This window comes from Metaclostridioides mangenotii, assembly GCF_018917235.1.
In the GTDB taxonomy this organism is placed as follows: Bacteria; Bacillota; Clostridia; order Peptostreptococcales; family Peptostreptococcaceae; genus Metaclostridioides.
Genome location: NZ_JAHLOF010000004.1, coordinates 36,372 through 59,373, shown reverse-complemented (window position 1 = coordinate 59,373; position 23,002 = coordinate 36,372). Strand labels below are relative to the sequence as shown.

The 23,002-nt window shown below is 29.1% G+C and carries 19 protein-coding genes and 1 tRNA gene; 3 read left to right on the top strand and 17 right to left on the bottom strand.

Annotated elements, in window-relative coordinates; genetic code table 11:
- Window positions 1-7: 7 nt before the first annotated feature.
- The 10 genes from rsxC to polA form a co-directional block, all read right to left on the bottom strand.
- Entirely contained in the window at window positions 8-1,342 is a 1,335-nt protein-coding gene (gene rsxC / locus KQI18_RS07425) for an electron transport complex subunit RsxC (protein WP_216467157.1), read from the bottom strand.
- Window positions 1,343-1,522: 180 nt separating this feature from the next.
- Window positions 1,523-2,467, bottom strand: a complete 945-nt coding sequence (locus KQI18_RS07420) for a hypothetical protein (protein WP_216467156.1) — start codon at window positions 2,465-2,467, stop codon at window positions 1,523-1,525.
- Window positions 2,468-2,619: 152 nt separating this feature from the next.
- Entirely contained in the window at window positions 2,620-3,885 is a 1,266-nt protein-coding gene (locus KQI18_RS07415) for an SH3 domain-containing protein (protein ID WP_216467155.1), read from the bottom strand.
- Window positions 3,886-4,011: 126 nt separating this feature from the next.
- Window positions 4,012-4,380 (bottom strand): VOC family protein, encoded by a 369-nt coding sequence (locus tag KQI18_RS07410; protein ID WP_216467154.1) that lies wholly within the window; start codon window positions 4,378-4,380, stop codon window positions 4,012-4,014.
- Between the two features lie 232 nt (window positions 4,381-4,612).
- Window positions 4,613-5,215: a hypothetical protein gene (locus tag KQI18_RS07405; RefSeq protein WP_216467153.1), complete on the bottom strand. Its 603-nt coding sequence runs from the start codon at window positions 5,213-5,215 to the stop codon at window positions 4,613-4,615.
- Window positions 5,216-5,664: 449 nt separating this feature from the next.
- Window positions 5,665-5,877, bottom strand: coding sequence for a heavy-metal-associated domain-containing protein (locus KQI18_RS07400; protein WP_216467152.1), 213 nt, complete (start codon window positions 5,875-5,877; stop codon window positions 5,665-5,667).
- Window positions 5,878-5,895: 18 nt separating this feature from the next.
- The gene (locus KQI18_RS07395; RefSeq protein ID WP_216467151.1) at window positions 5,896-7,674 is read right to left on the bottom strand and encodes an ABC transporter substrate-binding protein; all 1,779 of its coding nucleotides are present in this window, start codon (window positions 7,672-7,674) and stop codon (window positions 5,896-5,898) included.
- 15 nt (window positions 7,675-7,689) lie between these two features.
- The gene (locus KQI18_RS07390; RefSeq protein WP_216467150.1) at window positions 7,690-8,244 is read right to left on the bottom strand and encodes a lytic transglycosylase domain-containing protein; all 555 of its coding nucleotides are present in this window, start codon (window positions 8,242-8,244) and stop codon (window positions 7,690-7,692) included.
- Window positions 8,237-8,839: a dephospho-CoA kinase gene (coaE, locus tag KQI18_RS07385; protein WP_216467149.1), complete on the bottom strand. Its 603-nt coding sequence runs from the start codon at window positions 8,837-8,839 to the stop codon at window positions 8,237-8,239. Before coaE ends, KQI18_RS07390 begins: the two co-directional genes overlap by 8 nt.
- 9 nt (window positions 8,840-8,848) lie before the next feature.
- Window positions 8,849-11,488: a DNA polymerase I gene (gene polA / locus KQI18_RS07380; RefSeq protein ID WP_216467148.1), complete on the bottom strand. Its 2,640-nt coding sequence runs from the start codon at window positions 11,486-11,488 to the stop codon at window positions 8,849-8,851.
- Between the two features lie 313 nt (window positions 11,489-11,801).
- On the opposite strand from polA, the gene KQI18_RS07375 reads away from it, so the two are divergent.
- Window positions 11,802-11,888 (top strand) — tRNA-Leu (locus KQI18_RS07375).
- Window positions 11,889-12,061: 173 nt separating this feature from the next.
- Here KQI18_RS07375 and KQI18_RS07370 read toward each other — a convergent pair.
- The 4 genes from KQI18_RS07370 to KQI18_RS07355 all read right to left on the bottom strand — a co-directional run bounded on the left by KQI18_RS07370 (window position 12,062) and on the right by KQI18_RS07355 (window position 17,409).
- A complete protein-coding gene (locus KQI18_RS07370; RefSeq protein ID WP_216467147.1) occupies window positions 12,062-12,373 on the bottom strand; it encodes a hypothetical protein in 312 nt (103 codons plus the stop codon).
- A gap of 750 nt (window positions 12,374-13,123) precedes the next feature.
- Window positions 13,124-14,110 (bottom strand): hypothetical protein, encoded by a 987-nt coding sequence (locus tag KQI18_RS07365; protein WP_216467146.1) that lies wholly within the window; start codon window positions 14,108-14,110, stop codon window positions 13,124-13,126.
- Between the two features lie 162 nt (window positions 14,111-14,272).
- Window positions 14,273-15,973 carry an ABC transporter ATP-binding protein gene (locus KQI18_RS07360; RefSeq protein WP_216467145.1) on the bottom strand — a complete coding sequence of 567 codons (1,701 nt, stop codon included), beginning with the start codon at window positions 15,971-15,973 and terminating at the stop codon, window positions 14,273-14,275.
- 698 nt (window positions 15,974-16,671) lie between these two features.
- Window positions 16,672-17,409 (bottom strand): hypothetical protein, encoded by a 738-nt coding sequence (locus tag KQI18_RS07355; protein ID WP_216467144.1) that lies wholly within the window; start codon window positions 17,407-17,409, stop codon window positions 16,672-16,674.
- Window positions 17,410-17,754: 345 nt separating this feature from the next.
- Here KQI18_RS07355 and KQI18_RS07350 point away from each other — a divergent pair, with 345 nt between their 5' ends.
- Window positions 17,755-18,660, top strand: a complete 906-nt coding sequence (locus KQI18_RS07350; RefSeq protein ID WP_216467143.1) for a selenium metabolism-associated LysR family transcriptional regulator — start codon at window positions 17,755-17,757, stop codon at window positions 18,658-18,660.
- Between the two features lie 123 nt (window positions 18,661-18,783).
- Here KQI18_RS07350 and KQI18_RS07345 read toward each other — a convergent pair whose 3' ends face one another.
- Genes KQI18_RS07345 through KQI18_RS07335 form a run of 3 tightly spaced genes read right to left on the bottom strand, consistent with a single transcriptional unit; the run spans window position 18,784 to window position 21,856 of the window.
- Complete coding sequence (locus tag KQI18_RS07345; protein ID WP_216467142.1) at window positions 18,784-20,181, bottom strand: aminopeptidase; 1,398 nt, start codon at window positions 20,179-20,181, stop codon at window positions 18,784-18,786.
- 53 nt (window positions 20,182-20,234) lie between these two features.
- Window positions 20,235-20,444 (bottom strand): DUF896 domain-containing protein, encoded by a 210-nt coding sequence (locus tag KQI18_RS07340; RefSeq protein ID WP_216467141.1) that lies wholly within the window; start codon window positions 20,442-20,444, stop codon window positions 20,235-20,237.
- 17 nt (window positions 20,445-20,461) lie between these two features.
- The gene (locus tag KQI18_RS07335) at window positions 20,462-21,856 is read right to left on the bottom strand and encodes a PLP-dependent aminotransferase family protein (protein ID WP_216467140.1); all 1,395 of its coding nucleotides are present in this window, start codon (window positions 21,854-21,856) and stop codon (window positions 20,462-20,464) included.
- Between the two features lie 342 nt (window positions 21,857-22,198).
- On the opposite strand from KQI18_RS07335, the gene KQI18_RS07330 reads away from it, so the two are divergent.
- A complete protein-coding gene (locus KQI18_RS07330) occupies window positions 22,199-22,993 on the top strand; it encodes a histidinol-phosphatase HisJ family protein (RefSeq protein WP_216467139.1) in 795 nt (264 codons plus the stop codon).
- Window positions 22,994-23,002: the final 9 nt, after the last annotated feature.

Below are 23,002 nucleotides of genomic sequence, written 5' to 3'. Positions count from 1 at the left end.
ACTTTCTCTATTTCTTAGCTGATTGTTTTCTTCTTTTAGCGCCAATCTCGTTTTTCGCCAATCTGATAGATTGAAGTAATGGTCTCGTTGCTGGACATATGAATGAACAAGATCCACATTCTATACAGTCCATAGCTCTAAATTTCTCTGCACTTTCAAAGTCATTTTTAAGAGCATATGCACTAATATATAAAGGTTGTAAAAACGCAGGACATACCTCTGCACATCTACCACATCTTATGCAATTTTTAGACTCTGGAATATGTGCTTCTTTTTCGTTTAACAATAAAATCCCTGAAGACCCTTTGTTTGTTACTATATCAGTTGTATATTGAGCTATACCCATCATCGGGCCACCCATTATAAATTTACCTATTTTGTTATCTTTTAGACCACCACACTGTTCGATGATTTCAGATACCAAAGTACCGACTTTAGTTATTAAGTTTTTAGGTTCATTTATACCGCTACCTGTAACTGTTGTAATTCTTTCAACTAATGGCATTCCTGTCTTAACTGACTTTGCTATTTGTGCAGCTGTTCCAACGTTGTCAACGACAGCACCAACTGCTATCGGAAGGCCTCCTGACGGAACTTCTTTTCCTGTACACGCAAATATAAGCTGCTTCTCAGCACCTTGTGGATATTTAACTTCTAAACTGACAACTTCAATGTTACTATAGCCTTTTGCAACCTTTGAAATCGCTTCGATTGCATCTGGTTTATTTGCTTCAATTCCTATGAAACCTTTACTTACGTTTAGAGCTTTCATTAAAACTCTTAAACCGTAAACGACGTCTTCTGGTTTTTCAACCATTAACCTATGATCTGCTGTAAGATATGGCTCACATTCGGCTCCGTTCAATATAACAACTTCTGCCTTGCTGTCTGGTGGAGGAGATACTTTGACATGTGTTGGGAATGTTGCACCACCCATACCAACAATACCAGCTTCCTTAATGATCTCAATTATTTCTTCTTTTGTTAGATTTTCAAGATCACCCTTTGATTTGACACTTTCATGTACTTCTTCTTTGAAATCATTTTCAATTACGATACATAGACCAGTGCCGCCTGGAATTTCATGCGGTTCAATAGCAATTACTTTTCCCGAAACTGATGAATGAACATTTGCTGACACAAAACCTTGTAACTCGCCTATTTTTTGACCAAATTTAACTTCATCTCCAACTTCAACTATAGGTTTAGCAGGCGCTCCTATATGCTGTTGTAGAGGAATGTAAACAATCTTTGGGTCTAAAGCTTTTTCAAGCGCTTTGCTGTTAGAGTACTCTTTTCTATACTGAGGATGTATTCCTCCTTTAAAAGTTAAGAGTTTCATTGGTTTACCCCCTTATCAATTGAATAAACATATTTTTTCTGTACGTTTATAGTATACTATATAAATATAAAAATCTTAACAATTGTTAAAAAAGAGACAAACTATTTTAAAATAACGTAAAATATAATTAAATTATCGTTAACTAAAAAAAGCTGTTTTTATAACAGCTTTTTTTTATTATTATTCTATAGAAGTTATAAATTGACAATATTCCTGAATAGATGATAACATCAGCCCCATACTTATGTCATATTTCGACTCCTCTACAGCTTTAGTAGAAATTTCTGTTTTATCCGAAATACTTTGTGTATATTTTAACAACCCTTCTTTAAATTTTTTCATTTCATTGTAATTAAGCTGTTTTGCACTAGTTTCAATACTTTCTATAATTGTCTTTCTATTTGAAATTATATTCTTATATGTGTCAACATTTACATTTTTTAAATCATCACTATTTTTCCAATATTTCGACTCTTCTTCAAAATTCTTAACGAGTGTATTTATATCTTTTGATATATCATCTGCTGCTCCGTATTTACTAGTATATTTTAGAGATACTACTGGAGCCTCAAGTGTTGATACAAATGCATCCGGAAATTTACCTTTTACTAAAGAAATTGACTCCTTCGATGCCTCTTTATCAAAGAAGCAATAAGTTTGAATTTTTTTAACTCCATCTTTTTCCATTACAGAAAATGGAATCTTGCTCGAAAGTAGTGTATCTTGTATCTTTTTTAATTTTTCGTCATTATCAACTGATGCAACTTGTACAGTATAAGCATTCCAAGAATCTATAGTGGCAATCTTTGATACTTCTTTTTCATTAATTTCGCTCTTTTCATTATTTTGTTTATTATTATCTTTAGCTATATCTTTTCCCTTGTTTAACTCGTCCAATTCTTTTGAAATATCTTCAGATGTTATATCTTTATTTGATATAGTATCTATCGACTTATTCCAATACTCAACTTTATCAGCTATATAGTCTACCAAACTAGATTCCCTTAACTTTGTATAAGAGTAAAAACATATTATAGCTAGACAACAAAAGGTTACTATTACCTTTCTTATATTGGTTCTTCTTCTATTGTAATAGCGATTGTACATCATCTTCCTTCTATTCATTAGTTAATCCCTCCAATAATATATTCTTTGTATTTATAATATTCGAGGAGGTTGTACTTTATGCTAAAAAAGTTGTGGGGAAAATTTTTTTCTACCCACAACTTTTAATTAAAAATATTTTATATGTAAATTAATAAAGTTTAAAATTCCATTTATATGATTCTTCTTGCTCCAAGCAATGCTTTTGACCAATAAGATCCAGTTAAACTATCAACTTTAACTTTGTTTGGATTTGTTTGTGTTCCACTACAGTGTATAAATTTACTATTTCCAACGTAAATACCGACGTGATTTGTAATTCCATCTCCATCTGTATCAAAGTACACTAAATCACCCTGAGCATAGTTGCCCATCGAAACAGGACTGCCATATGCTGCTTGCGACTTTGATACTCTCGGAATACTTATACCAGCTGATTTTTCATACACATACTTAGTAAATCCAGAACAATCGAATGAATTTGGGCCATTTGCCCCCCATTGATAAGGTATACCTATCAATGTATATGCAAAATCTACTACTTTAGCTCCATTTCCATATGATGGTGTTTGTCCACCAGATGATCCACCATTATTACTACTACCATTATTGTTATTACTTCCAGATCCTGAAGAGCCACTTTCATACAAGGCATCATTTGTATTAGAAACATAATCTCCACTAACCCATCCTGTAGATCCGCTTAACATTTGAACTTTATACCAGCCATTTTTGAGTTCTAACAATTTAACTACATCTCCGCCGTTTAACTTTCCAACGACTGAATAACTAGTCCCTGCTCCACTTCTAACATTTAATCTTATGCCAGATCTTATCTTTCCTTTTGTCCCTTCAACATTTGTACTTCCTGAATTCCCTTTATCTCCAGAATTAGAACCAGAGTTTGAACCTGATCCAACATTTTCTGAAGTCTTCACTATGTACTGACTTGTAACCCATCCTACTGCACCATTACTTAATTTTACTTTATACCAACCATTTGATAATTCTAAAAGTTGAAAAACTTCACCATTATTTGCTTTTCCTACAATTCCATAGTTTGTACCGGGGCCACTTCTAACGTTAAGTCTAGTTCCTACTGATACTTTACCATTTCCACTCTGTGTAGACGATCCTCCATTATTAGAAGATCCTGAACCTGTATTAGAACCTCCTGTTGAATTTAGAGATATATACTGAGCACTTGCCCAACCTACAGTACTTGAAACTTTAACTTTAAACCATCCATTAGATTTTTCAATTATCTCTACACTAGAGCCTTTATATGCTAGTCCAATTTTTTTAGAATTAGTACTTGGATTACTTCTAATGTTTAAAGCACTAGCAGTAACTACTCCCTTTTGAAGTGCACTAGCATCTACAGTATTTACTGCTATAGCAACAGCACCTATTCCTAATGCGGTTAATGCCTTTTTCAACCTTATCAACTCCTTTAATCACATCTAAATGCAATATATTCTGTTCTTTTAAAATATTATGTATATTCATATTCTAATTAAATAACTAATTAAATTTTCTAAACCCGTTTAGATAGTATTATTTTTTTATTTTTGTGGAACTATCTCTATCCAGTAGTTATCTGGATCAGCGATAAAGTATATACCCATGGCCTTGTTTTCAAAGCATATGCAATTCATTTCTTTATGTAACTTTTTAGCTCCTTCAAAGTCATCAACTTCAAGAGCTAAATGAAATTCATTATCCCCTAGATTATACTCTCTATCCCAGTCTCTCAACCAAGTTAACTCTAAGTTGTGTCCTGTTTCCCCATCTCCAAGATAAACAAGCACAAAGCTGCCATCTTGTGCCTCTTTTCGTCTTACTTCCTTTAGGTTTAACGCCTTATTATAAAATTCTAAACTTTTATCTAGATTAGTTACATTGTAATTATTATGATTAAATTTAAAATTCATGCCTATCCCCTCCTAAACTTTAGTAAATCCCTAATAGTAACATTATACCAAATATATACATTAAATTCATCTATATTATTTTAATTTGCCGTAAAATAATAGGGAATAATAAGTATAGTTAGTTTATTGTATAAGAAATAGGGCACGTTAAAAATTAACAATGTAGATGACGTTTACAGCCTTATTTACAAACACTATAATCTAACTGTTAATTTCTCCGTGCCCTATTATATTACCAATTTGACATTTTATCTCTTACAATACTATTTATTATTTTTCTTCTTATGTCTTCAGCACTGCTTTCTTCATCAGTATCTATATTTAGCATTTTTGCTATATTCTTCATATCGCCTCTTGTTTTTGACTTGTAGCTTTCTATTAATTCTTCTTTTATTAATTTAGGCTCTAATAGGTACTCATCTTCACCACGTTTTAATAGAATATACTTATCAGAATAAAAATTTTTGTTTGAAAAAATATGATTTGAAACTCTTCTCATTAAATTACTATATGATAGTTTTCCATGAACTTCTACTCCAATTGACTTTGAGAATTCAAAAAGCTCTTTTTTGGTTCTAAAAAGATTTTCCCTTTTCAAAGTTTTTATTATAGCAGTAGAGTTTTTCTGATTTGAGCATTCATTTAAAATTCTTGAATATATCTTCTTTTTATTCTCTAACGACTTAAATTTAGATATATTTTTATCTATTATTTTTTCAAGATTTCCTTCAAAGTATTTACCTGAACCCTTTTGTGATGTATATCCTTTAAGTTCTTTATGGGCCATATCAAGTATCATTTTTTTTAGTTCATCTTTGTTTATTGTAGATTCCATGACATCCCCTCCTCTAACTATTTATATTATATTCAAATTAAATAGTTATGTTAAAAAAAATATACTTACAACGTATTGTATTGTAAATATTAAAAGACCCTTATTGGGGGAAATAAGGGTCTATAAAATGGGGGGAGATTGAGTATGTTTGATTTTACATTAATTATTATGTCCGGATATAATTAATTTATACAAAAATTAAAAGATTTTTTATAATTATTTTTAAAAAACAAAAAATATCTAGAAAATACTAGACTGTTTGTTTTTTTAAAATATAACTTAATATTAAGTTTTAAATTAAAATTTCATCTTTATAATTTCTTTTACATTATTTTTCAATCAAAAAAATATAAAGCCCTCGGTTTCTAGTTATAACATTTAGTGTCAGACAGTATATGTCTATGCCATTATAACGATTAAAAAACCAGGGCTCTACATTAACTTTTAGCCTATTTTATACCTTTTAGTTCAAAACCTAAATCTTCTATTATTTCTTTTAATTTATCTTCTGTAACACTTTCATCCATATCAACGAAAGCACATTTATCTTCTAAGCTTACTTCTAAAACCTTTACACCTTCTATATCTTCAGTAAGGGCAGTTGTAACATGATTTACACAGTGCCCACAGCTCATACCTTCTATAAGTAGTTTCTTTTTCATAAGTAACCTCCGTATTTGTTATTTGTTAGTTTTTATATTAAGGTTTGCTATACCTTCATATACATCAAAATCATTTGGCTCTATTTTACCATCAAGTCTATTATTAGTAACTATGTGGTTATTTCTCACTACCAAACTAATAAATCCAACATTATCATTTATATTTTTTTGCATTTTTCCATAAAGATCTCTTATTTTATCTTTTGAAGTTTCTTTCTCTATTTGATTCATATACTCAGTTAACTTTTCATCTGAGTATCCACTATAGGCAATTATCTCTTTAACATTCGGTACATTAGATAATACCCAACCTGTAACAGCTAAATCATAATTATTTGTATTCATAGCTTTTTCAAGATCTTCAGCAGAGAGTTGCTCAACAGTCGAATTTATTCCAACTGTTTTTAAATTTGCACTTATAAGGTTAGCAGTTTTCACTCTTTCTATATTATCCTTATTTACTACAATCTTTAAATTTATATCATCTAGACTCTTAATTTTTTGATTATTACTTTTTTTAGAGTTTTTATTATCAACTATATTTTTGTCAACTTCACCATCACTAGCTTTCTTAGAATCATTTTTAGCGTCTTTATCATTTTGATCTTCCGCTTCTAGATTCTTATCAGCTTTACTGTTTTGTATTCCGCTTTTATTATTTGAATTTGCTACTTCTTTTTCATCATTATTTTTATGCGTATTTACTTGATTGTCATCAACTTTTTTATTTGAATCTTTATCGTCCTCTCCAGTAAACTTTACTTTGTCTAAGTAACTCTGAGCCTTATCCTTGCTAAACTCAAGTTGGCCTATTTTATCGTTGTAGTATTCTGATTTTGTATTTAAAGGAAAGTTAACCATTTGTGCATCTCCCATATAACCCTCTTCAAGTAAATTTTTTCTATTTACTGAATGTGCTATTGCCTTCCTGAAATCTTTATTTTGTAAGTAACTTTTGTTGTAGTTAAACGATACAAATTCAAATTCTCTTCCTTGATATTTAGTGATATTAAACTTATCTTCTTGAAATTTACTCAAATCGTTAATAGTCACGTCAGTTATATCACTGTCTAACGACATAACCATAGATACTCTTGCTTCTTCATCTGGAACTATCTTTACTTTTATCTGTTTTATGTTTTTAGGTTGATCGATGTAATAATTATCATTAGCCGTTAATACCATATCTTCACGTTCTGAGTAACTCTCTACTTTATATTGCCCATTGCCTATAAGATTTTTTTTATTTGCATCTATACCTTTAGTTCCTAAATCGCTAGACACTATAGGAAATACTAACTTGTTGGTAGGAAAAGCTTCACTAGTCTTAAATTTTATTGTTAAATTTTTGCTACTAGTTACAGTTGTTGATGCAATATTTTCTGTTAAACTCTTATAAATACTCTCAGGAGTTTTATTTATAAGATCTATAGTATAGCTTACATCTGTAGCCGTTACCTCTTTTCCATCGTGCCATTTTGCGTCCGTAAGCTCAATATCTATACTCATACCATCTGACGATGTCGTATACTCTTTTACCAGACGAGTCTCTACATTATAGTTTTTATCTATCTCAAATAGACCGTCGTAAACTAAATTCATAATATGAGATACTGACTCCTCATTATTTATTATAGGATTTATAGTCTTTGGTTTTACCATAGTTAAATTTATATACTTCGAATCATTATAGACCTTGTTCTCTTCATTATTTTTTCCTGTAAGTTTATTTGAACTACATCCACTTACTAAAACTACTGTAACAAGGGTTGCAATTATCATCTTTAGTTTTTTCATTCTTATATTTCCTTCCTACTTAGATTCATCTTTCTCGTATATATTTTTATATTCTCTATAATTCTTTTTGACCTTTTTAACATAATTTGAGGTTTGATCAAAAGGTATAGAATGTAAATTTTCTCCGTCTTTACTGTACTTATCATCATTTAGCCATTTTCTTACATTTCCAGAACCACCGTTGTACGCAGCTATCACAAGATCCAGTCGTCCAAATTCCTTATAAAGTTTACTTAGATACCAGCAACCAATTCTAATATTTGTCTCAGGATCAAATATATCCACATTTTTAAGATCTAATTCTTCAGCTGCCCAATCACGAGTAATATCGCGTATTTGCATTAAACCTTTAGCATCTTTTTTGGATACAGCATTGCAGTCGAATTTGCTCTCGACCTTTATGACACTATATACTATATTTTTATCCAAATTAAATTCTTTAGAATATTTCTCCACATATTCAGAATATTTCTGAGGATATATAAATTTATGTACAACCTTCTTTTCATATAAAAATGAGCCAAATAAGATAATAAAAATAAACAAAACTAATATTTTTTTCTTATTCACACCAATTCTCCTTCATATACTTCATAAATTTATACGCTTTATCATTTAACTCATTAAAACTACCAGAATTATCTATTATATAGTCTGCAAAATTTGCTTTTTTATCCTGACTCATTTGAGAGTTAATTCTATTTAAAGCTTCCTCTTTTGTGCAATTATCCCTTTTTTGAACTCTTCTTATCTGTTCATCACTATTGCACGTAATTAACAATAATTTATCTACTATTTTAGTATAGCCATGTTCAATTAATATAGCTGCATCAATTACAACTATTGATTTACCATGTTTTCTTAAATCTTCTAATCTAGAAAGTATAGCTTCTTGTATCTTTGGATGCGTTAAAGAGTTTAATTTTTCTAATCTCTTATCATCTTTAAATACTATTTTACCAAGTTTTTTTCTATTTAAGGTACCATCTTCATTTTTTATACCGTAGCCAAACTCAGTAAAGATCCTTTCTAAAAAATCTAGATCATTCATAATTTCCCTTGAAACTTTATCTGCATCTATTACATCTATACCATTTTTAATAAATATTTTTGATAGGCTACTTTTTCCGCAGCCTATATTTCCAGTAAGTCCTAGTATTAACATTTATATCACCTACTTAACGTCATACCAAGAATTTCCAACATTTAAATCTACATCTAAATGTACATCCATTTGAACCGCATTTTCCATCTCTTCTTTTACTATCTTTGTAACTTTTTCTATTTCATCATCATAGGTTTCGACTATAAGTTCATCGTGAACTTGTAGTATAAGTTTCGATTTTAGAGAATTTTCTTCAAGTTTTTTGTGCACATTCACCATTGCTATTTTAATTATATCTGCAGCACTTCCTTGTATTGGTGCATTCATAGCAAATCTCTTTCCCCTATTTCTTTCTACGAAATTAGAAGATTTTATTTCAGGTATATACCTTCTTCTATTTAAGATTGTTGTTGCATACCCAGTTTCAGATGCTTTTTCTATTGTATTGTCCATGAATTCCTTTATTTTGCTATATTTTGCAAAATAGCTCTCTATATACTCTCTTGCCTTTGGTACTGGTATATTTAAGTCATCTGCTAAACCAAAGTCTGTTTTTCCGTATATAATACCGAAATTTACTGCTTTTGCTGCACTTCTAAGCTCAATATTCACATCTTTTGTATCAACCCCAAAAACTTGCGATGCAGTCTTTGTATGGATATCTTCATGTTCCTTAAACGCTTCTATCATATTTTCATCTTGGCTCATATGTGCTAATACTCTAAGCTCTACTTGAGAGTAGTCTGCATCCACAAGTTGACATCCACTAGCAGAAATAAATACTTTACGTATTTCCCTACCAATCTCCATTCTTACAGGTATATTTTGAAGATTTGGTTCAGTGGAAGAAATCCTACCAGTAGTAGTTATCGTTTGATTGAATGTTGAATGTATTCTATGACTAATCGGATTAATAATTCCAAGTAAACCTTCTACATAAGTAGAGTTTAGTTTAGTTATCTGTCTGTATTCTGTTATTTTTTCTATTATTGGGTGTTTATCTTTTAGCTTTTCTAGAACGTCTGCATTTGTTGAGTAGCCTGTTTTTGTCTTCTTAATAACTGGAAGCTCCAACTTTTCAAAAAGAATAACACCTAGTTGTTTTGGTGAGTTAATATTAAATTTATCTCCTGCTAACTCGTATATCTCTTTTTCCAAAGTATCAATTATTTCTTTAAACTTTATACCTAGCTCTTTTAGCTTGTCTTTATCTACCTCGATCCCAACAAACTCCATATGACCTAAAACCTCAACAAGAGGCATCTCGACATGATAAAATAGTCCGTCCATCTCCATTTCTATTAAGGTCTTCTCCATTTGAGGAATTACTTCTAAAACAGTTTTGATAACACTACCGATGTAATTTGATAAATCATTAAAGTCAAGATCTTGGAATTTCTTAGCTTTAACTCCTTTTCCAAGTAAATCTTCCTTTGATTTTACATTTTTTGTAAGGTATTTCATTGCTATAGCTGAACAATCGTAAGATGTAGATGATGTAGAGTCTATCAAGTACTCTGCTATAGATATATCAAAATCAATGTTATTTAATTCAATTTCATACGGCTTTAAAGCTGTATAATCTTCTTTTAAATTGTATCCAAATTTTTTAATTTCATAATCTGATAAAATCTCTGTTAAATTTACAATATCAGCCTCATCTACATAATATATCTCTTCTCCATCTATGCTTATAAACATGTATATTATATTTTTCTCTAGTATATTCCCTTCCCTGGTTACAGCCTTTAAGATCATCTTTTTCTCATTTTTAGCTTTTTCTACAAAACTCGTAATATCGTCAAGCTTCTTTATTTCAAGATTTTCTTCTTCTGCTTCTTCTCTATTTAGTGAAGATATCCTAGTTAACAAACTATTGAATCCAAAATATCTTATTTTTTCTATTAATTCATCTTGAATGTAATCTCCAAATATCATACTTTCCATATCGAATTCAATTGGTACATCTCTAATAATAGTAGCAAGCCTCTTACTCATAATAGCTGTTTCTTTGTTTTCTTCAATTTTTTTCTTTACATTCCCCTTCAACTTATCAACATTTTCTATAATATTTTCAATATTAGAAAATTCTTTAATTAGCTTTATTCCTGTTTTTTCACCAATACCTGGAACACCTGGGATGTTATCAGATTTATCGCCCATTAGTCCTTTTAAATCTATAAACTGATCTGGTGTCATCTCATATCTGTCAATAACTGAATCGTAGTTATACTCCTCAACCTCACCAATTCCTTTTTTTGTAATTAAAGTAGTAGTTTTATTTGAAGCTAATTGAATAGCGTCTTTATCTCCAGTAACTATGTATACTTTAAAACCTTCTTCTTCGGCTTTTTTAGAGACAGTACCTATTATATCATCAGCCTCATAACCATCTATCTCTAACCTATTTATATTAAATTTATCAAGTAAGTCTTTTAAAGGTTCAAACTGTTCTCCTAAATCATCAGGCATTTTCTTTCTGCCTGCTTTATAGTCATCGAACTCTAGGTGCCTAAATGTAGGTGCTTTCCTATCAAATGCTACACTAATATGTGTAGGCTTATACGTGTCTATAATCTTCAGCAGCATCGTTGTAAAACCATAAATTGCATTAGTCTTTTGCCCTTCTTTATTGTTCATTTCTGGTAGAGCATAAAAAGCTCTATTTATTATTGAGTTTCCATCTATAATAACTAACGTTTTATCCAATTAAATCACTCCTAGTTTAGTCTAATTCTACTATTAAGTACAAATTCATAAATTTTGATAACGAAATATATTTTATACTTAATATATAATATTTCCATTATTTCTGTATTAAATCCAATACTTGAGATTTTATTTTACATAATATAAATCATATCATAAAATGGAAATAAAATCAGATAAAGCTTACAATCTAATAGTAATTTTTTTAATGAAAATTAGATATAAATTTTATAAAATAAAACCTTCAGTTTTTTTATTAATTTTATTATATTGCATTCGAATTTTATTTTTGTTATAATATTAAAGGTAGCGAGCCGCTGTGATGGAATTGGCAGACATAGTGGACTCAAAATCCACCGGTAGCAATACCGTGCCGGTTCGAGTCCGGCCAGCGGCACCAGTAAAAAAAGAGTTATCTTTTTAGATAACTCTTTTTTATTTACTAATATAAATCCTCTAACATTGTAATAATCTTCGATATTATGTATTTGTTTAATTAAAAAGACTATATCATAACAAAGACTCTATATTTCATCCGTATAAATATTATATCGTTATATAATCATTTTATTATTATCTATTTTTAATCCGATTCTCAAGAATACAAATATGATTTTTAAGTAAATCAATCTGATTCGATAAGTCATCATTTTTATTGTTAATGTTACTATTACCTTGTCCTTGTGCTGCAGCAGTAAGTATATTCTGACCCATATTAACAAGAAAATTTCCAAGAGCATTCTGTTGATCTACACTTAAATCATCAATCAACAAAATACCTAAAATTGAAGAAAGAAGAGAAAACTGTTTAGCTGGCATATTAAAAAAACATGAGTTATTAAAAGAACTTCTATTCTTTTTCTTTATCTCTTCGTTCATAAACATATACATCACCATCCTTATTATTCATATTATGATATGGACAATAGTATAGTGAATTTATGTATATCTGTATTATATATACATATTTTAACTAATAAACTCGTAATTTGCTGCCTATTTTCCCAGTTTCGCACTTTAGACGACCAGTTTTGTAAATAACATTGCCAAATTTTGTAAAAAAATATATTATATAATCAGAATATACAAATGATACATATTCAAACTTTTTACACAAAGAAGGTTTAATCGCCTTCTTCTTTTTTTACCTATTTTTAAAAAATAATAGCAAAAACTCCATGAATTAAATCCATGGAGTTTCTTGCTTTAATGATGACTATATTGAGGATGTTAGGGAAAGTCATCATTAAAATAGGGTATTATATTATGGTTTTTAAACTATTCTTTCTATATACATAATACTGCCACTATATGAATTTTGTGTGAGTTTTGTATAAAAAAAATATGAATTTATACTATTAAACTGATTTTGGGTTGCTTTTTTCAACTAATCTTTTTACCGTCCATAAAGATATATATAGTATAGGATGTATAATAAAATCAAAATAAGATCTTTTTACACTATTAATATTTATCAACTCCTGAACTCCCAGCTGATAAAAATGGCAGCTAAGAAATTATTTTTTATCTTAACTGCCATTATTGACAAGTTAACCAAATTTTATTAACTTGCAAACATATATGGTTATAAATTTAATTAGTTTTTATAAGAAATCTAATTATATAATTTAAAAATTAAAAATTTTTTACTATTTGTGAGCTTTTATTTGACTTTATGTATCTATTCAAAAGTATATCTTCTATAGTAAAATCATTTAAATTTCCGATTTCAAAGCCATTTTCGTTTATTTTTTTTATTTCTACTCTTTCATCTGAAAAAATATATATTTTATCATAGTTATATCTATTATCTTTAAATTCATCTTTTACATATTTTATATTCATATCTTCAAGTTCAAGCGGTGTACCTTTTCTCGATATTCTAACACTATTGCCTCTTTTAGAAAGATTTGTACATATAATTTGATTTTTTAATCCCAAATTATCGCTGCCTTTTTCTTTATCTACAACACAAATTACCTTATCTTTACACTTTTCCAAGTCTTTTACAAGAATTCTGTCTGGTTTAAAATTATCGATTCTTATTATAACAAGATCAAAATTATAAAGTATGTACTTAAATATTTCATTAGAGTTTTTATTAGTTAGTACATTTTCACCTAAAATCTCTATAATTCTACACCCTTTATCGTATATTATTTCTAATGAATCGATTATTCTTGTTATATTCATCCTTCCAATTTTTTCCGAATCAAATTCTAGTACTGTGTATATAGGAATAAAGTATTCAGTAGTTCCAGTTATTTCAACTACATTCGGAAAACTAACTGGTTCATCATTAAATTCTAAAAATATATTTTGATAAATATTAAATAAAGTTATGTTATTTTCAAATTCTTGATCGCTTATGCCATATCTTTCGTTAGCGATTTTTTTAATTTCAAAAGTACTTTTGCTTCCATCACACTCAGCAAGTATAAGTAATGATTCAGAACCTAAGGTGTCAATATACATCGTTTTTAACATTTTTTTCTCAGTTTCAATTGAATTTATAATTATATTCTCATCAGGACATATATGTACCCTTGTTTCTTCCAACAACCTTGGATATTTGTATTTAATAGACTCGTAAAATAGTTCATTATCATCAGTATTTTTCATATATTGTTTACACTCCTTACATTTTGAATATCACATCTTAAAAATATCACTATGATCATTTTATATCAACATATTTTCATAAGTGGCTCTTATATCTACAAAACTGGACAAGAACCACTATAATATTTTAATGTAAATCGAATTATTTGGAGATCTTTATACTTATTTGCTGTGTAAATTACAATAAATACCTTTTTTAGATATCAGTTCTTCGTGTGTACCTCTTTCTTCAATACCTTTATCAGTTAAAACTATTATCTCGTCTGCATTTTTAATTGTAGATAGTCTATGTGCTACAATTAAACTTGTTCTGTCTTTGCTTAAATCCTCCAATGACTCTTGTATCTCTCTTTCAGTAACATTGTCTAACGCTGAAGTTGCTTCATCCAGAATTATAATAGGTGGATTTTTTAGAAATATCCTTGCGATTGAAATTCTCTGTTTTTGACCTCCAGATAATTTAACTCCTCTTTCTCCAATATAAGTCTCATAGTCTTGAGGTTGACTACAAATAAAGTCATGAATTTTTGCTTTTTTAGCTGCTTCTATCATTTCTTCATCTGTAGCATTTGGATTACCGCACATAATATTCTCCCTTATTGTACCTGTAAATAGGAAAACATCTTGCTGAACAACGCCCACATTTTTTCTTAGAGATTTTAAACTAACATCTCTTATACTTGTACCATCTATAGCTATTTCCCCACTGTCGTATTCATAAAAACGAGGCAATAAATTACATATTGTTGTCTTACCACCTCCAGATGGTCCAACTAAAGCAACAGTTCTACCAGCATCTATTGTAAGATTTAGCCCTTTTAGAACTTCAGTATTATCATCATAAGTAAAAGATATATCCTTAAATTCTATCTTTCCGACAACATCTTTTAGTTCTATTGGGTTTTCCTTTTCTTTTTGTTGATCTTCATCTAATATCTCTTTAAATCTCTTAAACCCTGTCATACCATTTTGATACTGCTCAGTAAAGTTTATTAGTTTCTTCATAGGTTGTGTAAACATTTTTACATAGAGGATATAAGCCGCAAAATCACCTAGGGTAATCTTTCCACTATAAGTGAAATATCCACCAGCAATAACGGCAATCCACTCAAGCAAATCCATATAAAAGTTCATACCTGAATAGTATTCTGCCATTGCTTTATAAGACTTCGCTCTAGCTCTTCTAAATTTATTATTGCTATTGTTGAATTTCTTTAATTCTTGTTTCTCATTAGAGAATGATTTGGTTACAGTCATACCTGCTATACTATTTTCTAAAGTTGCATTGACATCACCAATTGTAACTCTACTCTCCATAAAGGCATCATTCATTTTATCTTTTTTCATTACTGCGAACCAAACTATTAGTGGAAGTATTGCGAAAATCAATAAGGTAAGCGGTACATTTATATCTATAAGTATAAAGAACGAACCTATTAACATAACTATTGAAATAAATAAATCTTCAGGGCCGTGATGTGCTAACTCTGTAACATCCATCAGGTCATTCACTATCCTAGACATTGTAACGCCAGATTTATTGTTGTCAAAAAATGTATTAGGAAGCCTTTGTAAATGTGTGAATACTTCATTTCTCATATCCGCTTGCATTTCAACCCCTACAACATGTCCCCAATATTGCATAAAATAATTAAGCCCAGCTTTTAGTGCAAATATTACTATAAGAACTACTGCGAAGACAATAAGCATTCTGAAGTTTTTATCAGGTACAATATCATCCATAATATTTCTAGTTATCATAGGATAAACTAAATCACAAAGTGAAAAAAGAAAAGCTGCTATTAAATCTAGTATAAAAAGTTTTTTATACGGTTTATAGTACTTTATAAAATCTTTTATCATAACTCTTATTTCCTCCTGTCTTAAATTTTATATAAATTCTCCCAAGTAATGTATAATCTTTATAAGATTTCAGTAAAAAATCTCACAATAATAATCGGTATTTGTGAAATAAGAATAATTATGATACATATTAAGTTTTATTGATAAATTATTTTTTTCAATTTCTCACATTAACTCTAGTTTTTAGTATCAAACAGTATATACATATTTGCAATTAAAACATAATAGTATAGCTTAAACTGTTCGATATCAATATCATAATTAACATACTCACTATACCAATTAAACCCGATATTTCAGATATTAAATTTGTATACAAAGTACTTTTAGTAATTTCTATCGTCTTAAATCTATACCCATAAATCCTTCAATAATAATTAAATAAGTATTATTATATAAACTAATAATATCATATAATGACTTTTGTTGTTCAGTATCTTCAATAAATACGAACCTATCCTTTGACAATACTCATACTACAAAAATTTTGCATATCAATGTGTCAACATTTATCGTAGATTTTATTGGATTTTCTAATCCATACATATACATACCCCTATATTGTTATATTTTAGTATACCTAATATGAATTATACTACATATTGTGTTTTAAGCTATTAATTTTAAATAAAATAGTCGTTAGTTTTGTAATTTCTTAACTAACGACTTCCTTATATAGGTATTGTCTAAAGTATCTATTAATATTGATTCATATGTCTATCTATTTCTTTCATAACTTTATTCTGATTTAATAACTGTATTGATTTCATATTATTATCTGAAACTAATATGACTAAGATCTTGTTGCTAATATTTTTATTGTCTTTCTTAATTAGGTAACAAATTGCCTGAAGATTCTCCTCTTTATCGTAAACTCTAAAATTTGTACTGTTATTACTGATTACACTATCAAATCTACTTATATCACTTCCGATATATCTTTTAAAGTCAATTGATTCCACTTCTCTCAATTTCTTTTCAACTATACCTCTGTCAGTCTGTTCAATTCTTATGTCAGACTTTCTGTCCATAAAACTGCTGTCATACTTTGAAAATATTCCCGTCTTAACCTCACTTACCTTGTTTGATTTTATATTGATATATATTGCACTACCTTCAACATCATCATTTTCAACTGATTTTGGATATACCAATTTTGCATCAACATTATAAGGTAAATCTAATGCATTATCAATATTTTGTAACTGTGAATTGTCTATATAAAAATTAGTTATATAAGGGACTCCCATATTTTTTATAACATATTTATAGTCTTTGTTCATAATTTCGTTTACATCATTTTGAACTTTAGTCATTGTTTTTTGTTGTGTCACCCTATCAGCAACAGAGTTATTGTAGCTATCTGTTTCTTTTTGACAACCACTGACTGCAACTCCCACAATAGCTAAACATATAAATGAAGTTTTTAGATTCATCGTCTACCCCCTCTCATTGATTGTATCTATTAAATAAAATCTAATAATCGTTTTTACATATACAGGTTAAATAATAAGTAAATTAATTATATAATATTTTTATACTTATTATAAGAAATTATCAAACTCTGTAATATTATTGTAATAAAAAAACGAACAAAAAGAGTTTTTATTGCAAAATGATTTTTTTATATAAAAAAAATACTATAGTAGTATATCAGATTCACTGAAACATATCAAATGTTATAAAAAATATTTTTTTATTAATTTCATAATAAATTGATTAATCAATGTTTTTAGCAACTATGTTATAATAAGTCTAGAAGATTTAAGGAGGATTTAGTAATGGATTTCAAACAACTAGAAGTTTTTGTCGCCGTTGTAAAGCATCAGAGCTTTTCTAAAGCTGCTAGAGAACTCTTTCTCACACAGCCAACAGTCAGTGCACATATACAAAATCTAGAAAGAGAACTAGACACAGTACTAGTCAACAGAAGCAATAAAGTTATTACACTTACAAAGTCCGGAGAAATTTTATATAATCATGCTATTTACATACTAAACAATTGTAAAAGGGCAATGTACGATATAAAAGAATACTCTGGTAAAATTGAAGGAATTATTGATATTGCATGTAGCTCTATACCAGAGACCTACATATTACCTGAATTTATAAAAGATTTTTCCGCGAGTTATCCAGATGTCAAGTTTTCAATAAGCCATTATGATTCCCAGTACGCTATATCAGAGATATTAAACGAGAGGGTAAGTTTCGGTTTGGTCGGTACAAAGATAAACAATCCTCAAATCAAGTACATTGATCTTATAAATGATGAACTTGTATTAATAGCACCTGCAAATCTAAATATAAAAAATGATAACGGATATATTGAATTAGATGAACTAAAAAATTTAAATTTTATAATGAGAAAAGATGGTTCTGGGACTCGAATGCTTACTATGAGGACTTTAAGTAAAAATAATTTTGCCGCTGATAAGTTAAATATAATAGCTCATGTAGAATCTAATGAAGCAATAAAAGAGATGGTTAGAATAGGGCTAGGAGTTTCATTTATTTCTAAAATGTCTGCAATTGGCTACGTTAATTCTAGCAAACTTAAACTTTACAGAATTAAAGGTGTCGATTTTGCAAGACAATTCTATTTTATTTATTCTAAAAAGAAAACCTTTACACCTTTAGAAGATAAGTTTTTAGATAAACTTTGTGAAAACTTTAATGTAGAGAAATAATTATATATTATAAAATTTGATTATGTTAATAAGTAAATAGAAAGATTTAAATTATAAAAGGAGGAGCATATTGGTGAATATGCTCCTCTTTTTTAGTAGTATATACTTTATAAAATTATTATTCTATCTAAAGTTACTCATATAAAAAGCTTTGTAACCTTTGTACATCTCATGTATATCAGCTTTCGATGCCACTTCATAAGGAGCATGCATGTTTAGTAAAGCTACTCCACAGTCTATTACCTCGGCATTTGCATTTGCAAGAATATAGGCGATTGTTCCACCCCCACCTTGGTCTACTTTTCCAAGCTCTGCTGTTTGCCATATAACATTTTCTGAGTTGAATATTTTTCTAATTTCTGCTATAAATTCGGCATTTGCATCATTACATCCGCCCTTACCTCTTGCTCCAGTATATTTATTTAAAACTATTCCATTTCCCATAATGGCTGAATTACTCTTGTCGTAAGCTTCTGCATAGTTAGGATCATGTCCAGCTGTTACGTCTGCAGAAAGTACTTTTGTGTTGCTCATAGCCCTTCTTATTTTGATGTCTGAGTAATCACCTTGAATTGCTATAAGTTCTGCCACATCATTTTCAAAGAATCTTGATTGCATTCCTGTATTTCCTTGAGATCCTACTTCCTCTTTGTCTACACATAATGCAACTGCTGTATAATCTGGTTTTTCTATGTCTAAAATGGCCCTAACTGCTGCGTAAGAACAAACCCTATCGTCATGTCCATATCCTAGTATCATAGATCTATCAAATCCCATGTCTCGAGCTTTCCCCGCTGGAACTATTTCGATCTCAGCAGTTAAGAAATCCCCCTCAACAATGTTGTACTTTTCATTAAGTAATTTTAATATGTTTGCTTTTACGGGATCTTTCTCTTCGCCATCTAATGGAACGTTTCCTACGAGTACATTTAAAGCTTCTCCAGCTACTCCATCTTTAAGTTTCTTCTCCATCTGGTCTCCTGCTAAGTGTACTAATAAATCAGTTACACAAAATACTGGATCGCTATCATCTTCACCTACACAAACTGTTACTTTGCTTCCATCATTTAATATAACTACACCATGTATTGCAAGAGGAATTGTTGTCCATTGATATTTTTTTATTCCTCCGTAATAATGAGTTTTTAAAAATCCTAAGTTAGAACTTTCGTAAAGTGGATTTGGTTTTAGATCCATTCTAGGAGAATCTATATGGCCACCTACCACTCTCATACCTTGTTCTATAGGGTTTTCACCTATTACGAATAAAGCTATTGCTTTAGCCCTGTTTACTGAATAAACTTTATCTCCTGCATTAAGCTTTCCATTAGCAATAACATCATCTAGAGATACAAATCCATTAGATTTTGCTAAGTTTACGATTTCTTCTACAGATACTCTCTCTGTCTTAGCCTTACTTAAAAACTTCATATAACCGTTGGCATAATCCATTATTTCACCAATAGTATTATCCTTCTGTGCTTCTTTCCAAGCGTTTTTAAATTCATATTTTAAATCCATATTGTATCCTCTCCTTAGATTTATATATTAAATTATTAATTTCAATAATTTTCCTATTTTTTGTTGTTTTTCATATATTCTTCGTACTCTTCCGGTGATACAACTTTAATATTATCTAATTTAGATCTTACATGAGCCCTAAAATGTTCTAGGTACTCTTTTCTTAGCCCTTCCCTTTCATGATGCTCTTCGTGTGTCAATCCTTCTTCTTTGTGCTTTTTTGCAAGTTCATTTATTCTGTCTAACTTCTTTTGTTCAAACATTTTTTCCTCCAAATTACCTATTTATATTTATATTTATTTAAAAATTCATCTATACTATCACTTATTATAGATATACCTTCTTTTATTTCAACTGTACTTGGCTTTGCAATATTTATTCTAAAAAACCTATCTTCTACTATCTTGTCAAAGAAATACGTTCCTGAAGTTATATATACCCCTTTCTTTGCCAAAAATTGAGTAAATGTTTGAGAGTTATAATCTACTGGTAATTCTAAGAAGAAATTTATTCCACCACATGATTTGCGAACTCTAAAATTTTTTGATAATTTGTCTTCTATTAGATTTTTAGCTAAGCAGTATTTATCCATATAAACCTTTTCCATATTTTTTAGGTACTCATCCCATTCAAAATTCCTCATAAAATAGTACATAGATTTCTGTATAAGTCCTGGTGTAGAGATATCAGATGAATGTTTAGCTATTAGTATCTTTTTTATAAGTTTTGATGGAACTTCAACAAGACCAATTCTTAGTCCCGGCATCAGTATCTTAGAAAAACTCTTGATGTATATTACTCTACCAGCGTCGTCGTAACTTCTAAGAGGCCTATTGTCATCCGAATAAAATTTAAAATCACTAATGAAATCATCTTCTAATATCGTAAAATCGTGCTCTTTTGCAAGTTCAATTAATTTTTTCTTTTTATAAGTTGAATAAGATATCCCAGTTGGATTTTGGAAATTTGGCATAGTATAAATAAATTTAGGTTTAAATTTCTCAAGTTTCATTTTTAGAATCCCTATATCTATTCCATCATCTAACATTGGTATTGATACTATTTTAGCTCCTCTGCTTTTAAATACATCTATTGCTCCTGCATAGCTTGGCTCTTCAACAAATACTACATCGGAATGATTTATTATTCCCTTGCAAACTATATCTATCCCTTGCTGTGCACCTGAAATTATCTGTATGTTATCAACATTGGTATCAATTTTTATAGTATTTAGATATTCAACAAGATTTTTTCTAAGATCCTCCGATCCAAGTCCTTCTTCATAATCAAATATAGAGTTTCCATCTTTCTCTAGAGCCATATTTACAGCGTATTTAAATGAATCTATTGGAAACATGTCATTAGATGGATTACCACTATCAAAATGTATTATTCCATCTCTTTTCTCCTTAGGCTTAGTATTCTCTCCTTTTAGATTCGATACAAATGTCCCATTACCTACAATTTTATAAATATAGCCTTCAATTTCTAAAAGTTCATATGCTTTAATTATTGTAGCATTGTTAACCCCCAACAACTTTGAAAACTTTCTTATTGGCGGCAACTTATCATGCACGTTTAAATTTTCTTCAATAATCATTTTTTTAATATGATTATATACATACAAATATTTTGTTGTATTACACATATTCATATCAATTAAAAATTTTTCCATAACTATCACCACTTAACTGTATGTATTCAGCGATTAATAAATTATTAATACTAAGCTGGTATTTCACTTAAATAAACCTTTATTTACTATAATTCTAGCACAAATGAATAAATATTTCTCATGGATTTTCTTATATAATTAATTTTTATATTTATTTTATTAATTTTTAATTATTGATACTACATCGAGATAAAATTTGCTCATAAACTACTCTGTTATTAAGAGCTACATATTGTTATAATATCATATAGGATATTAAAAAATGTTACATTTACATTTTTAGTATTTAAATATTATTGACAAGTTACATGAAAACAATTGCTAAATGAGGTGAAGTTATTTATGTTTTATGATTATCATATGCATTCGAGTTTTTCTACGGATAGCCACACAAGTATGGAAGATATGATAGAAAGATCTATAGACTTAGGTTTAAAAGAAATCTGCTTTACAGACCACGTTGATTATGGTATTTTTACTGATGATTCATTTATGGTTAATTTAGACGATTATTTTGAAAAACTAATTTATGTTCAAAATAAATATAGAAATAAAATATCTATAAAAAAAGGAATCGAATTTGGTTTACAAAAAGATTTGAGTGATTACTACAATAAAAGATTCGACGAACACGATTTTGACTTTATAATTTGTTCGATCCACGCAATAGATAGAATGGATCTATATTTAAGTTCTTATTTTGAAGGTAGATCACAAAATGAAATTTATGAAAATTATTATATGGAACTTTATAATGTAGTTAAAAACTATAAAAACTATTCTGTCTTAGGTCATCTAGATCTAATCAAAAGATATGCGCCCTTTAATTCATATTTAGATGACAAATTATTCCTCGATATAATAGAAGCTACACTTAAACAAGCTATTCAAGATGGAAAAGGAATCGAACTTAATACATCATGCTATAGATACAATTTACCAGATTTAACGCCTTCTACATACATATTAAAGTTGTACAAGGAATTAGGCGGTGAAATTATAACAACTGGATCTGATTCACATAATCCTGACCAAGTTGCTTATAAATTCAACTATATTTACTCAGTACTGAAAGATCTTGGATTTAAGTATGTAACTCGATTTGATAAAATGAATCCAGAATTTATAAAGATATAAATTATAAAT